The organism is Agrobacterium sp. 22-221-1 (genome assembly GCF_053522445.1).
This window is the reverse complement of the sequence record NZ_JBNWCL010000004.1, coordinates 1-14,316: the sequence shown is the minus strand read 5'-3', so window position 1 is coordinate 14,316 and position 14,316 is coordinate 1. Positions and strand designations below refer to the sequence as shown.

General features: G+C 60.6%; 14 protein-coding genes and 1 riboswitch. Of the genes, 6 read left to right on the top strand and 8 right to left on the bottom strand.

The window, feature by feature from the left end; genetic code table 11:
- Window positions 1–20 precede the first annotated feature (20 nt).
- From ACQZ5N_RS07525 to ACQZ5N_RS07505, 5 genes are read right to left on the bottom strand one after another with little or no spacing between them, the layout of a single operon-like run.
- Window positions 21–2,477: a beta-mannosidase gene (locus ACQZ5N_RS07525; RefSeq protein WP_448732566.1), complete on the bottom strand. Its 2,457-nt coding sequence runs from the start codon at window positions 2,475–2,477 to the stop codon at window positions 21–23.
- On the bottom strand, window positions 2,474–3,457 hold the full coding sequence (locus ACQZ5N_RS07520; RefSeq protein WP_448732565.1) for a DUF1839 family protein: 984 nt from the start codon (window positions 3,455–3,457) through the stop codon (window positions 2,474–2,476). The genes ACQZ5N_RS07525 and ACQZ5N_RS07520 overlap by 4 nt, the downstream gene beginning before the upstream one ends.
- Before the next feature lie 6 nt (window positions 3,458–3,463).
- Entirely contained in the window at window positions 3,464–4,372 is a 909-nt protein-coding gene (locus tag ACQZ5N_RS07515; RefSeq protein ID WP_003504856.1) for an amino acid--[acyl-carrier-protein] ligase, read from the bottom strand.
- A 4-nt stretch (window positions 4,373–4,376) separates the two neighbouring features.
- Window positions 4,377–5,558, bottom strand: a complete 1,182-nt coding sequence (locus ACQZ5N_RS07510; protein WP_059759982.1) for an acyl-CoA dehydrogenase family protein — start codon at window positions 5,556–5,558, stop codon at window positions 4,377–4,379.
- Window positions 5,558–5,809: an acyl carrier protein gene (locus ACQZ5N_RS07505; RefSeq protein ID WP_003521307.1), complete on the bottom strand. Its 252-nt coding sequence runs from the start codon at window positions 5,807–5,809 to the stop codon at window positions 5,558–5,560. The genes ACQZ5N_RS07510 and ACQZ5N_RS07505 overlap by 1 nt, the downstream gene beginning before the upstream one ends.
- Window positions 5,810–5,991: 182 nt before the next feature.
- Window positions 5,992–6,103, top strand: a riboswitch (TPP riboswitch).
- A 95-nt stretch (window positions 6,104–6,198) separates the two neighbouring features.
- Between ACQZ5N_RS07505 and thiC the strand changes: the two genes are divergently transcribed.
- From thiC to ACQZ5N_RS07475, 6 genes are all read left to right on the top strand, one after another.
- Window positions 6,199–8,022 carry a phosphomethylpyrimidine synthase ThiC gene (gene thiC, locus ACQZ5N_RS07500; RefSeq protein WP_448732564.1) on the top strand — a complete coding sequence of 608 codons (1,824 nt, stop codon included), beginning with the start codon at window positions 6,199–6,201 and terminating at the stop codon, window positions 8,020–8,022.
- A 1-nt stretch (window position 8,023) separates the two neighbouring features.
- On the top strand, window positions 8,024–9,028 hold the full coding sequence (thiO, locus tag ACQZ5N_RS07495; RefSeq protein ID WP_448732563.1) for a glycine oxidase ThiO: 1,005 nt from the start codon (window positions 8,024–8,026) through the stop codon (window positions 9,026–9,028).
- Window positions 8,997–9,194 carry a sulfur carrier protein ThiS gene (gene thiS / locus ACQZ5N_RS07490; protein WP_003521310.1) on the top strand — a complete coding sequence of 66 codons (198 nt, stop codon included), beginning with the start codon at window positions 8,997–8,999 and terminating at the stop codon, window positions 9,192–9,194. The genes thiO and thiS overlap by 32 nt, the downstream gene beginning before the upstream one ends.
- Before the next feature lie 4 nt (window positions 9,195–9,198).
- The gene (locus tag ACQZ5N_RS07485) at window positions 9,199–9,972 is read left to right on the top strand and encodes a thiazole synthase (RefSeq protein ID WP_448732562.1); all 774 of its coding nucleotides are present in this window, start codon (window positions 9,199–9,201) and stop codon (window positions 9,970–9,972) included.
- Window positions 9,973–10,060: 88 nt separating this feature from the next.
- Entirely contained in the window at window positions 10,061–11,065 is a 1,005-nt protein-coding gene (locus ACQZ5N_RS07480) for a P1 family peptidase (protein WP_448732561.1), read from the top strand.
- A gap of 3 nt (window positions 11,066–11,068) precedes the next feature.
- Window positions 11,069–11,464, top strand: coding sequence for a winged helix-turn-helix domain-containing protein (locus ACQZ5N_RS07475; RefSeq protein WP_059759993.1), 396 nt, complete (start codon window positions 11,069–11,071; stop codon window positions 11,462–11,464).
- On the opposite strand, the gene modC is transcribed toward ACQZ5N_RS07475, so the two are convergent.
- The 3 genes from modC to modA are packed head-to-tail and all read right to left on the bottom strand — an operon-like array spanning window position 11,433 to window position 14,058.
- Window positions 11,433–12,509: a molybdenum ABC transporter ATP-binding protein gene (gene modC, locus ACQZ5N_RS07470; protein ID WP_448732560.1), complete on the bottom strand. Its 1,077-nt coding sequence runs from the start codon at window positions 12,507–12,509 to the stop codon at window positions 11,433–11,435. The genes ACQZ5N_RS07475 and modC overlap by 32 nt on opposite strands.
- Entirely contained in the window at window positions 12,506–13,213 is a 708-nt protein-coding gene (gene modB / locus ACQZ5N_RS07465) for a molybdate ABC transporter permease subunit (RefSeq protein WP_020813461.1), read from the bottom strand. Before modB ends, modC begins: the two co-directional genes overlap by 4 nt.
- 53 nt (window positions 13,214–13,266) lie before the next feature.
- Window positions 13,267–14,058, bottom strand: a complete 792-nt coding sequence (gene modA, locus ACQZ5N_RS07460; protein ID WP_448732559.1) for a molybdate ABC transporter substrate-binding protein — start codon at window positions 14,056–14,058, stop codon at window positions 13,267–13,269.
- Window positions 14,059–14,316 lie beyond the last annotated feature (258 nt).

Sequence of the window (14,316 nt, the reverse complement as noted above, 5' to 3'; positions counted from 1 at the left end):
AAATGCCTGGCTGTCGTGCTTTAGAAGGAAAATCGCCGGCTGGAACCCAGTGACACGACCTCTCCGGAAGGAGGGGCTTCCGTCGCCGGTGTCTCCGGCAGGAGGCTGATTTTTCTGGTTTCGCCGGGGCCGAGATGGAACCAGTTTTCCGAGGCGTAATAACCCTGCACCTCGACATGGACGGACTGCGCCAGCCGGTCCGTGCCGATTTCAAGAGACCAGTTGCCGCTCGTTTCACCGATCGCGACCTGAAGGTTCGCGGCGTGCAGCGCCTTTTTCCGGCCGAGAGGGAAATGAAATGCGTCGGCGATGACGTGTCCTGTCGCAACGTCGCGAAGCCGGGCGACGGTTACGTCATGGGACGGAGGGCCGAAACGATAGGCATAGGTCGTATCGAAAAAGGCGCCGAACAAATCTGTTGCGGCAATGGTCTGGTTCTGTCGCGGCGAAAGCGTGAGCGGTCGTTTGGCGTGGACGACGGGTTGCACACCTTCGCGCAGGCAGGTCAGTTCCAGCATGGCTTCGAGGCCGCCGCCGGTCTCGTTGGCGAGATGTATATCCAGCCCGTTCGTGCCCTCATCGGAAAAAGTAACCTGGATGGGGCGGAATGCCCTTTTCAACGCGTGCCAGACGGATTTGGGCCGGCCAGTGGCATCGATAATACCCCAGCCTGCGCCGGGAACGAGATCCTGCAGGGTCCAGACCAGAGCGCCCTGACAGGAGGAGCCGCTGCGCCGCCATTCGGCGAAAGTCGCCTCCATGACCTCGGCCGTGGCGGCCCGGGACATGTCGAGATAAAGGCCGCCGTCTTCGCGACGCAGAACATCTGGTTCGACGTCGTAGAGCAGCTTCAGATAATGGTCGCGAACATCCTCGAAGTCCCAGGATGCCCCGCGATCCCGCGGTGCGCGTGCCTTCCATCGCGGATCGTGCACGGCCACGCCGGGTAGATATCTGTCCAGCGTTTCCTGTTCGGGAATATTGGCGAAGGCGAGGCACTCGGCGGCGAAGCGCAGATCGGCGCGGCGCGCATCTTCCAGCGGGCAGCAATAGGCGCCCACGCCGTAATAATGGCCGACCCCGACGTTGGGAAAGAAGGGCAATGCACCGCCAGAGGGGGAATTGGCTACATAGGCTGTGTCCGGGCGTTTCTCGGCAAGGAGTTCCGGCAGAACCTCCTCGGTAAGCGTTCCCTTCCATATCTGTTCCGGCAGACCGAGCATCGCGCCCTGCTGGTACATTTCACTGCCGCCGCAGAAGACGGTGAGCGATGGAGAAAGCGCGGTGGCTTCGAGGAACTGCGAGATTTCCGTGACGATATGCTGGCGCAGGCTCTCGTCCTTTGCCGGGTAATCGAAATTGGCGAGCATGGCGTCCTGCCAGACCATGATGCCGAGTTCGTCGCAAAGTGTGAAAAATTCCGGCGTCTCATAAGCCATGGTGCCGCCGATGCGGATCATGTTCATGCCGGCTTCCGCGGCTTTTCTAAGCCATGGCTCATAATCCGGCCCTGTTCCCGGCAGGCGCACAATATCGGCCGTCGTCCAGACCGCGCCGCGGCAGAAGACCGGCTGACCGTTCACCTTGACGCCGAAACCATTACCGTCTTCGCCATGATCGATCTCGACCCGCCGGAAGCCGGTACGCCCCAGCCTATGTTGTTCGCCGTCCAGTTCCAAAAGCGTGTCGTGCAGCGCAGGCCTGCCATGGGTGTGCGGCCACCATGGTTCGACTTCGGGTATGTGGAGTTCGCCGGAAAACTTGCCGTTCTCATCCCTGGAAAGATCGGCGCTATAACCCGCGCAGCCAAACCGTGCCGATTTTATGGGCCGTTTGGTTTCCAGCGAGATGGCGAGCGTTCCCGTTCCTACCTCGTCCAGCGAAGATCGGAGCGTGCAAAGCACCGCTTCCTGTCTAATCAGACTGATGGGTCGCCATGGGCCGGCGGCGTGGATTTCCGGGCACCAGCCGGGCATGTAACCGAGTGCGGTGGTGCGGATCAGCCGCAACCCCTGCGTATTCATCATCTGCGGCCGCCAGCGGGCGCGGGGACCGGTTTTTTCAAGCCTCGGCGCAAGCGCCCGGAAGCAGATGCAAAGCTCGTCCGCGCCCGTGAGTTCAACAGGCACTTCCAGCCTTTCGAACATGCTTTGGCTCGCGGCGATCAGCTCGCCGTTGAAGAAGATTTCGGCAATGGTGGAGAGACCATCGAAGCGCAGGGTGGCGCGTTCGCGCGTATCGGAAATCATCGTCAGCCGATACCAGGCGTCCCTGTCATTAAGAGGCGCGGGGGCAAGGCGGTCGAATTTTCCAGCCGCTTCCAGAGCCTGCGCCACGGTGCCGGGAACGGAGACGTGAAGGCTTTCGAGCGACGCGGGAATATCGGACGGCGTCTCGCAGGTATCGGCGGGTGTCAGCGTCAGCGTCCAGCCTTCGCTCAGCAATTCCTCGCTTTCGCCGGGAAGATAAGTCCTCACGCGGCCTCGCTGGCATCAGTGAGTTTAGTCGCAAGCGCTTCCATCATGCCATCCCACGCATCCGCTGCTGGATCGAGCACGGTGGCCAGTGCATCAAATTTGCGGCGGGTGACGGCGCGGGCGAGCTGGAACTGCACGGTCTTGGCAACCTCGGAAATCTTGAGCGCGTGGTCTCTTGCTTCAGAAAAACCGTCCGCGTCCAGCCATTCGAAGTGGCTTGCCGCCAGTTCGAAATTGGCGCCGAGTTGGCGCAGCGTGTTGAAGGCATATTTGTGGAAAAAACCGAAGGGTCGGTCGGCGACCTTTTCCACCTGCGCCGGAAAAACGCCGGCAAAAGCGCGGACCGGGTTGGCGGAGGGCCGTCTGGAAAAATGAAACTTCAGGAGCCGTTCGGCCGTCTTGCGAATATGTGCGGGCGAGGGGCTGCTATCTGCAAATTTTGCAAATTCGGTATAGGGCAGGAAAGGCGGGTCGGTCTCGGCCAGATGATGCTGGAACAGGCCGTCAAAATCTTCGCCTGCAAGGTGGAAGAAGCCGGCATTGTGGAAATAGTCGAGTTCGCGCTTCGCGAGGTTGAGCCGGTTGATGGCGATGGTGGTCTTGCCGTGTTCCTTCCGGTAGCCCACCCCATGGGTATCCGGCATATAGAAGCTGTCCATCTCGATCAGGCAGATGCGACCGCGTGCGAGCTGCGCCTCGATGTGGTTTTCCACGCTGTCGAAGATCGCAAGTTCGGTGGCGCGAACGCCATAAAGCGCCTCGAGGTCTTCCAGCGGCACCTTGAAGAAGGTGAACTGGTCGCCTTCGAAATCCTGCGTGAGCGTGAAACCGAACATTGCTTCCGGCGGCAGACCTTTCGAGGCCAGCACCTCGATCCACAAATCGATGTAGCAATTGGTCTCCGGCCACATTCTCTCGGAGGAATGGAGCGGATGCTGCACATAGTTTTTGGGATCGAGACCGGGGAAAATCTGCCGCATGAATGATCAGCCCCAGAGTGTTTCCACGACCTTCGCAGGCCATTTCTTCACGTCGAGACCATGATGCGCAAACAGCGCCAGCGCGATGCGCTCAAGGCCGAAACCGACGCAGGCGGTGTGGGCGACATCGCCATTGTCGAGATTGAGGCCCCATTTCTGGCCGAAGGCATCCTGATGATAATTGAAGCTCATGCAGGCCGTCGGGCTGGTCGTGGATGTGACCGGAATCAAGAGTTCGAATTTCAGGTTCTGGTCGCGCTGGTTGTTGGCCAGCATCTTTCCGGCGCGGCCGAAGAAGGGATCGTTGGCGACATCGATGGTGACATCGAGCCCGACCGCTTTCATCATCTCCACGCCGCGATCCATCCAGGTCTGGCGGAATTCGGTGACGTCGGACTCGGTGCCCATGCAAACATATTCACGCATGCGGAAAAGCTGCTGGCGGGCCGGGTCCTTGGAAGGTTCATGACGGAAGCAATAGGACTGGATGTCATAAAGACCGCCGCCGGCAGGTAGCGCGCCGCGCTTGGCAATCGTCGGATAAAGCGGGTAGCAGGCCGCCGGCGTCAGCACGATGTCTGTCGCTTTCTGGTCTTTGGTCCAGTCGCCGCCCTCATCCATGGTTTTCAGCAGGCTGACATGGTCGAGCTCACAGCCGCAGAAGGAATGGACCGTGCCGGCGAGCTGCGGGAAGCTCTTCATATAACCGCTCTTTTCGAAATAGGCGCGGTTGATGCCGGGCGGAAAGCGGATCGCTTCGGCGCCGTCAGCGCCGCCCGTGCGGTCGATCAGCCGCTCGAAGGCGGCAATGACATCCTCGAACTGGCCGCTGCGTCCATAAAGACCGTCCACACCGGTTTCAATCAGCAGGCCTTCTTCGAACAGTCGATCGAGAAACGAGGTTTGCATGTCCATGGTCTTATCCCAAGAGGCTGGTGTCCTGCTTGTGAACCAGCAGGAGATTGGCGGAATTGCCGAGAATGCGGTCGTTGGAAATCATCAGGCGGGCGGAATGCGCGTCGCGCAGGTGTCGGCCGAGGCTGTAGGGCGTGCCGTTCTTGTAGCCCATGATGCCGCAGACCAGCATGGCATGGTCGATGATCTCGAGAATGGTTTCCGAAGAGCAGATTTTCACATTGTTCATGGCGACGGCAAAGGCCATGGACATCAGTTTTTCGGGGTCGCTCTTGGTGTCCTCGTAAGCCTTGATGCCGGCGATGATGTTGGATTTCACGACCTGCAGCTTGGTGGAGACTTCCGCAAGGCGTATCGCGCCGGGAGGAGCGGTGCCGGGCGACTTGCGCGCCGCGGCTCTGACGAATGACTGGGCGCGCAGCACGGCATCCGAGGCGATGCCGTACCAGACGGCGCTCCACAGGAGATGCGAGCTTGCAAGCATGGATTGTGCAGCGATTTCCGCAAAAGGCTTCGGGAATATCTGCGCCGCCGGCGCTTCGCCACGAAACAGGAAGCCGTCCGAACAGGTGCCGCGCATGCCGAGCGTATCCCACACATGGGTCTTTTCGAGCGTGTACTGGTTTTTCAGAAAGACCGTCATCACCTGATCGGCGGGCGCGGCATCCTTGTGGGCGCGCGAGGTGATAAGGATCGCATCGGCATTGCTGCCATAGGAAATGACGGTGGCGTCCTTTTCCAGCCGGCAGAAATCGCCTTCGACTTCGATTGCACAGATGGAGTTGCGCAGATTGCCGCCAATGCCGCCTTCGGTGGTGGCGGAGCCGAGCAGAAGCTGTTCGCTGGCGATGCGGCTCATGAAGCCGGCATGCCATGCGCTCGTCTCGCCGTGTTCCACCAGGCTGGATGCCTTGATATGGTGCATGGCGAAAATCATCGCGGTTGCCGAACAGGCCTGACCGAGCCGGGCGCAGATATCGGCGATTTCCTGTAAGGAAGCGCTTTCGCCGCCCAGCGAAGAGGGGACCTGGATGCCGAGCAGGCGTTCCTGTCGCAAGGCGTCGACGGCTTCCTGTGGGAATCGGCCGGTGACATCCACCTCATCCGCGTGTTTGGCGGCAATTGCCGCGACACGGCCCGCGCGCGCGGACAGCGTTTCATCCTGCGGCGCTACGGTGACGTTCATCAGGCTGCCTCTTTACCATCCAGAATGAGCTTAACGGTGTCTTCAATGGCCCTGATGCTCGCAAATGACTTGCGATTCAGCAGATTGTCGGGGAATTCGATATCGAATGCTTCTTCGATGCCGAGCATCAATTGCACGGATGCAAAGGAAGAAAGGCCTGCCGCATAAAGATCGGCTTCATCTGCAATCGTATCGACTGGGGTTGGAAGCTGGCCGAATTTGGCCAGTATTTCACGAATAGTCGCGTTCATTCCGACGTATCTCCCATGAATTTCACATCAGGATGGTTTGTGCTTATCGTTACGTTGCAAACGATAATATTCGCCTAAACCGTTAGGTTAATTACAACTAACGGCAGCATGCGCCATTCCCGCACCTTTGCCAAGCATGGATCGTCGGCCTTGACAAATGCCGGTCGGTGTTTTTTGCTGTGGCCATTCACCAGGGGTGTCCCGTCAAGGGGCTGAGATTCTGCTTTCATGCGCAGTGACCCGTTGAACCTGATCCAGTTCATACTGGCGTAGGGACGGTGCAAAGACCGAAGGTCGGGCGGGCGCATGACGTCGCGTTTCGGCAATTCGGTATTTTCCATCATTCCGGCTCGAACTGGGTCTCCACTGTCAAACTTTGGAGCCTCAAGATGAATATCGCTGCCAAGAATATCCCGCTTGTCGTCACCACCGGGCCGCATGCCGCCTCTACCAAAATCCACAAAGCCGGTATTTTACATCCCCATATCCGCGTGCCGATGCGCGAGATCGCCGTTCATCCGACGGCGGGCGAACCGCCGGTGACGGTTTACGATTCCTCCGGTCCCTATACCGATCCTTCGCATACCGTTCTGATTGAAAAGGGTCTGCCGCGTCCGCGTCATGACTGGATCGTGGCGCGCGGCGATGTCGAGGCTTATGACGGCCGGCACGTCAAGCCGGAGGATAACGGCTTTGCCACCGGCGAACGCCTGACGCCTGAATTTTCGGTACGCCACCAGCCGCTCAGAGCCACGGCCGGTAAAGCCGTGACCCAGCTTGCCTATGCGCGGGCCGGTATCACCACGCCGGAAATGGAATTCATCGCCATCCGTGAAAATCTCGGGCGCGAGGCGGCCAGGGAAAAGCTGGCGCGTGACGGCGAAAGTTTCGGGGCGCATATCCCGGACTATGTCACGGCGGAATTCGTGCGTCAGGAAGTGGCGGCCGGCCGCGCCATCATCCCTGCCAATATCAATCATTCGGAACTTGAGCCGATGATCATCGGCCGCAATTTTCTCGTCAAGATCAATGCCAATATCGGCAATTCCGCCGTCACCTCCTCCATGGCGGAAGAGGTGGAGAAGATGGTCTGGGCGATCCGCTGGGGCGCGGATACCGTCATGGACCTGTCTACCGGTCGCAACATCCACAATATCCGCGAATGGATCATCCGCAATTCGCCGGTGCCGATCGGCACGGTGCCGCTTTATCAGGCGCTTGAGAAAGTCAACGGCATTGCCGAAGACCTGAACTGGGAAGTGTTTCGCGATACGCTGATCGAACAGGCGGAGCAGGGTGTGGATTACTTCACCATCCATGCCGGCGTGCGGCTGCATTACATCCCGCTTACCGTCAACCGCGTCACCGGCATCGTCTCGCGCGGCGGGTCGATCATGGCCAAGTGGTGTCTGCATCACCACAGGGAAAGCTTCCTCTATGAGCATTTCGACGAGATTTGCGACATTTGCCGCGCTTACGACGTCTCCTTCTCGCTGGGCGATGGCTTGCGTCCCGGCTCAATTGCTGACGCCAATGACGCCGCACAATTCGCGGAGCTGGAGACGCTCGGTGAGTTGACGCAGATCGCCTGGGCGAAGGATTGCCAGGTGATGATCGAAGGCCCTGGCCATGTGCCGATGCACAAGATCAAGGAGAATATGGACAAGCAGTTGAAGACCTGCGGTGAGGCGCCCTTCTATACGCTCGGGCCGCTCACCACCGATATTGCGCCGGGTTACGACCACATCACCTCCGGCATCGGTGCGGCGATGATCGGCTGGTTCGGCACTGCGATGCTCTGCTACGTCACGCCGAAGGAACATCTCGGCCTGCCGGATCGCAACGACGTCAAGGTCGGCGTCATCACCTACAAGATCGCTGCCCACGCCGCCGATCTCGCCAAGGGTCATCCGGCGGCACAGGTGCGGGACGATGCGCTGTCGCGCGCGCGGTTCGAGTTCCGCTGGGAGGATCAGTTCAACCTGTCGCTGGACCCGGATACGGCGCGCTCCTTCCATGATGAGACCTTGCCGAAGGAAGCGCACAAGGTCGCGCATTTCTGCTCCATGTGCGGGCCGAAATTCTGCTCGATGCGGATTTCTCACGATATCCGCGCCGAGGCGCAGAAGGAGGGGCTGGAGGCCATGGCCGCACGCTTCAAGGAAGGTGGCGAGCTTTATATGCCGCTCGCGACGCCTGCGGATGCCGAATAGCATGCGCGTGCTTGTCAAGGGAACGGGGGTCGCCGGTTTGACGGCGGCCTTCGAACTGGCGCGAAACGGCGTTACCGTCGCGGTTTGCGAGCGCAATGCCGAACCCTCGCGCGGCGCATCCTGGTATGCGGGCGGCATGCTGGCGCCCTGGTGCGAGCGTGAAAGCGCTGAAGCGGCGGTTCTGACGCTCGGTCAGGCGGCGCTCGACTGGTGGGATGAAGCGACACCCGGCCTTGTCGTGCGGCACGGTACGCTGGTTGTTGCGCCGGCCCGCGATAAGGCGGAGCTTTCGCGTTTCGCATCGCGGACCGCTGGCTATCGCTGGGTGGATGAGGGCGAAATCGCCGCGCTGGAGCCAGATCTTGCCGGGCGGTTTCGATCCGGGCTTTATTTTCCGGGTGAGGGGCATCTCGATCCGCGTCTTGCACTGAAATCGCTGCATGAACGGCTTTGCACCATGGGTGTGCAGTTCCATATGGGTATCCCGCTGGATGAAGAGCCGTTCGACCGGGTGGTGGATTGCACTGGTGCTGCGGCAATCGGCGGGATTTCCGATCTTCGCGGTGTGCGGGGAGAGATGCTCTATCTCGCCACGCGGGAGGTTTCCCTGTCTCGTCCCGTCCGGCTGCTGCATCCGCGTATTCCGCTTTACATCGTGCCACGCGAGCCCGGCCGTTTCATGGTGGGCGCGACGATGATCGAGACGGAAGATGCGGGCGCCATTTCCGCCCGCTCGATGATGGAGTTCCTGAATGCCGCCTATGCCGTGCATCCGGCTTTTGCGGAAGCGGAAATCATCGAGACAGGCACCGGCGTGCGCCCCGCCTATCCCGACAATCTGCCGAAGGTCACGCAGGATGGCCGGACAGTTTTCATCAACGGCGCGCACCGGCACGGCTTTCTGCTGTCGCCGGCGATGGCGCGGCAGGCGGCTGAAATCGTCTGCCAAACTCTCTCTCAAAAGGAACGGGATCATGAAACTTCTGGTGAATGGCGACGAGCTTGATCTCGCCGCCGAGACGCTGGCCGGCCTGCTCGCCAGCCTCGAATACGAGGGTGAGTGGCTGGCGACGGCGGTAAACGGCGATCTGGTGCATTCGGAAGAGCGCGCCGATTATAAGCTGAAGGCTTTCGACCGTATCGAAATCCTCTCGCCGATGCAGGGAGGCTGAAACCATGCTGACGCTTTATGGTCGCGAGGTCTCGTCCCGTCTCCTGCTCGGCACGGCGCGCTATCCGTCCCCTGCCGTGCTTGCCGATGCCGTGCGGGCGAGCAACACGGATATTCTGACGATTTCACTGCGCCGGGAAACGGCGGCTGGCAAGAAGGGCGGTCAGTTTTTCGAACTTATCCGCGAGCTGGATCGCCAGATTCTGCCTAACACCGCCGGTTGCCACACGGTCAAGGAAGCAGTGCTGACGGCAAAGATGGCCCGCGATGTGTTCCGCACTAACTGGATCAAGCTGGAGGTTATCGGTCATCACGACACGCTGCAGCCCGATGTCTTCGCACTTGTCGAGGCGGCAAAAATCCTCTGCGACGATGGTTTCGAGGTCTTTCCCTATACGACGGACGATCTGGTCGTCGCCGAGAAGCTGCTGGAGGCAGGCTGCAAGGTGCTGATGCCCTGGTGCGCGCCAATCGGCAGCGCCATGGGACCGCTCAATCTGACGGCGCTGAAATCCATGCGGGCTCGTTTCCCGGATGTGCCGCTGATTGTCGATGCCGGTATCGGCCGCCCTTCGCATGCGGTCACGGTGATGGAGCTCGGTTACGATGCCGTTCTGCTCAACACGGCGGTGGCGGGCGCGGGAGACCCGGTCGGCATGGCGGAGGCTTTCGCCCGCGCCATAGACGCGGGCCATCAGGCATATCTTTCCGGGCCGCTGGAGCCGAGGGACATGGCCGTTCCCTCGACGCCCGTGATCGGAACGGCGGTTTTTTCCTGATCGCGGCTTGTCGTCGACATCAGGCACGTCACGTTTTGCGTTGACAGTGCCTGATGGTGGCGGGATACCGGGAGAAAAGGGAAACGGCATGGCGGCACTCACCAATCTTCTGACGGATATCGGCGGCGTTTCGGTCGGCAATGTCACCGATCTTTCCCTCGGCTCCGGCGTCACCGCCATTGTTTTCGAAAAGCCCGCCATTGCTTCCGGTTCTGTTTTGGGTGGTGCGCCGGGCGGGCGCGATACCGGCCTACTCGACCCGACGATGACGGTGGAAACGGTGGATGCCTTCGTGCTGTCGGGCGGTTCTGCCTTCGGACTGGATGCGGCGGGCGGCGTTCAGGCCGGGCTGCGCGAAATCGGACGCGGCCTGCAGGTGGGTTCCACCCGCGTTCCCATCGTGCCGCAGGCGATCCTGATGGACCTGCTGAATGGCGGCGACAAGGATTGGGGACTGCATTCGCCCTATCGCGAGATGGGATATGCGGCCTTCAAGGCGGCGCGTGCGACGCCCTTTGAGCTCGGAACGGCCGGGGCCGGAACGGGTGCGACGACAGCCACCTTCAAGGGCGGGCTCGGTTCGGTAAGTGCTGTCAGTTCCGGCGGTTATAAGGTGGCGGCCATCGTTGCCGTCAATGCGCTCGGCTCGGCAACCGTTGGAACGAGCCGCCATTTCTGGTCCGCGCCGTTTGAAGTGCAGGGTGAATACGGCGATTGCGGTTTTCCCGATCGTTTCGAGCCGGATCATACCGCGCTGCGCCTCAAGGGGGTCAATCTCACAGCAACGACCATCGGTGCGGTGGTGACGGATGCCGCGCTGACCAAGGCGCAGGCGCATCGCCTTTCCATCATGGCGCATGACGGGCTGGCGCGCGCCGTTCTGCCCGCCCATCTGCCAAGCGACGGCGACACCATGTTCGCGGCCTCGACCGGTGAAAAGCCGCTTGAGGGCGGCGTTCATTTCGCCGAGCTCTGCCATCTGGCGACCATCGTGATGGCGCGCGCGGTTGCACGTGGCGTCTATGAGGCGACGGCCTTGCCGGTGGATGGAGCGCAAAAGGCCTATCGCGATCTTCATGGACGGAGCCTTTGAACGATGAGTGAGGCCCTCCCGCCACTGAAGCCTGTTCTTCGTATCGACTTTCCGCCCGAAGAACGTCTCGGCCATGGCAAGATCGAATTGATGGAGCTGATTGCCGAGACCGGCTCCATCTCTGCCGCAGGGCGGGCGATGGACATGTCGTATCGCCGCGCATGGCTGCTGGTGGATGCGCTGAACCATATGTTCAGGCAACCGGTCATTGAATCGCAGCGTGGCGGCAAACAGGGCGGCGGTGCGGCGCTGACCGCTTTCGGCACTGAGGTGTTGGAGCGTTATCGTGGCATGGAAAAGCGGATGAACGAGGCCTTGCGCGCGGATATCGACTGGCTGGAGGCCAACCGCAATCCCGACGCGGCTCTCAATAGGGATCGAGAGCCGCCGACTTTATGATCGCGTGCACCGGTTTTCCGGGCTCCAGCTGCAGCCTCTCGCGTGACAGATCGGTGATGCGCGACTGGATGATGTCGCCGCCGCAATCTACATGAACCGTGACCATGCCGTCTTCGCTGGCAGAAACAGTCGCGACATGGCCCGCGAGAATGTTGAGCGCGCTTAAGCCTTCGGGTTTTGCGGTTGCCAGCATCACATCGCGCGCCGGTATGAGCACCCGCGCCGGGCTGCCGGCCGCTCCCCTTTTTGCCGGAACATGCAGCAGCATGGTCTTGAGCCTTACGGCGGCAAGGCCATGCCGCTCATCAAAGCTTTCAATGTGCCCGGAAAGAATGCTGCCGGCCTCGCGTCGTTCGAGATGCGTGCTGAAATCCGGTCTGGAAAGCACGTCGGCCGCTTTTCCCTGCGCCTCCACCTTGCCGTCCTTCATCACCACGATGCGGTCGGCGAGGCGGGCGACCTCCTGAATAGAATGGCTGACATAGACGATCGGGATTTTCGTCTCGTCGCGCAGTCGTTCGAGATAGGGAATGATTTCGGCTTTTCGCTCCTCGTCGAGCGAGGCGAGCGGCTCGTCCATCAGCAGCAGCCTGGGTGATGAGAGGAGCGCGCGGCCAATCGCGACACGCTGTTTTTCGCCGCCGGAAAGCTTGTCCGGCCGGCGCTGCAGGAGATGGCCGATGCCGAGCATGTCGACGATGCGGTCTTCATTCGCGCTCCCGGTTTTGTCCACGGCGAACCAGCGGCCGTAATGCAGGTTCTGCGCCACGCTGAGATGCGGAAAGAGCCGCGCTTCCTGAAAAACATAACCGAAGCGGCGTTTATGGGCCGGCAGGAACAGCCGTGTTCCGCTATCGGCCAGCACTTCGCCATCGAGCAAAACCTGTCCCTCATCCGGCCGCAGCAGGCCTGCTATGATGCGGATCATCGAGGTTTTGCCGGAGCCGGAGCGCCCGAACAGCGCGGTGACGCCGCCTTCGGAGGTGAATGACGCATCGAGTTCGAAAGAGCCGAGGCGATGGCGGGTGGCTACCGAAAGCGTCATTCCATGCTTACCCGTTTGCCGACGATGCGGGCCAGAAACTCCGAGACGAGCAAAGCGAGCATGGAAATCACGACGGAGACAATGGTTAGCCGCAACGCACCGGCATCGCCGCCCGGAACCTGGGTGAAGGTATAGATGGCGGCGGACAAAGTCTGGGTCTCGCCGGGAATGTTGGACACGAAGGTGATGGTCGCGCCGAACTCGCCCATGGCCTTGGCGAAAGCCAGAATCATGCCGGCGATGATGCCGGGCAGGGTCAAGGGCAGGGTGACGGTGAGGAACACCCAGAACGGGCTTGCCCCCAATGTTCCCGCCGCCTCTTCCAGCTTTCGGTCCACCGCTTCTATGGAGAGGCGGATGGAACGCACCATCAGCGGAAAGGCCATGACGGCGCAGGCGAGCGCCGCTCCGGTCCAGCGAAACGAAAAGACGATGCCGAACCAGCTATCGAGAAATTGCCCGATCGCGCCCCTGCGGCCGAATAGGACGAGCAGCAGAAAGCCGGTGACGACGGGCGGCAGGATGAGCGGCAGGTGGACGATGCCGTTGAGGAGAGACTTGCCCCAGAAGCGACCGCGCGCCAGCGCCACGGCGACCAGAATGCCGAAAGGCAGGCTGGCAAGCATGGCGATGGACGACACCCACAGGCTGAGCCTGATCGCCGTCCATTCTTCAGGGCTGAGTGTCCACCAATGCAATGCCATATCCTGCAATCGTCATCTCTCGCGGCCCATCGGTTGGGGCCACGAAAGGCAGTTTATTTCAAAACGGTAAAGCCTTGCTTTTCGAAGAAGGGCGTTGCCTTGGCCGATTTCAGGAAATCCAGATAAGCTTTTGCTGCCGGGGACTTGGCTTCCGAAAGAATGGCGACCGGGTAGATGATCGGCGGATGGCTGTCTTCCGGGAAGGTGCCGACGATCTTCACGCCGGGATCGGCGGCGGCGTCGGTCTGGTAGACGATGCCATAGGGTGCTTCGCCGCGCGAGACGAGCAGCAGGGCGGCACGTACGCTTTCCGCGCCGGCGACCTTCTGTTCGACCGAGGACCAGACCCCGAGTTTTTCCAGAGCGGCCTTGCCGTATTTGCCCGCCGGCACGGAATCGACCGCACCCATGGCCAGACGGCCATCGCCCACCAGAGCGGCAAGATCGAAGCCCTGCTTGATCTCGACCGGCTTTGCCTTGTCGGCCGGAGCGACGAGAACGATGCGGTTGCCGAGAAGATTGGAGCGGCTGTCAGCGTTGATCAGCTTCTTTTCGGCGACATAGTCCATCCATGCGAGATCGGCGGAAATGAAGATATCCGCCGGTGCGCCCTGCTCGATCTGCTTGGCCAGCGCCGAGCTTGCTGCATAAGAAACGGTTGCTTCGTTACCGCTTTCCTTTGCCCATTCGATGTTGAGAGCATCGAGCGCGTTTTTCATGCTTGCTGCGGCAAACACCGTGACTTTTTCGGCTGCATGGGCCGGAACGGCCGCAAAGGAGGCCACCATCCAGAAGGATGTGGCTGCGGCAATGGTTTTGAAGAAGCTGCGACGCAAAAGTCTCATGGTCTGTTACCCCCGGTTCGAGATATTCTGGTGAATATATCGATAGGCCTATAGGGCAATCATTATATTTTCAAGGATATATCGATGGAATGGGGAAAAGAGGCTGCCGGGGTGTCTATGTAGAGGGGTGGTTAAGCTCGAAAAGCTCTCCTCGTCATGCTCGGGCTTGTGTGGAGGATTTGTGGTTTACTGGATGCATCAGCCGGGCATCGCAAACCCGGCTGATGCAGGCAGGCGGCCGTTTTTTCGGGCTGGTTT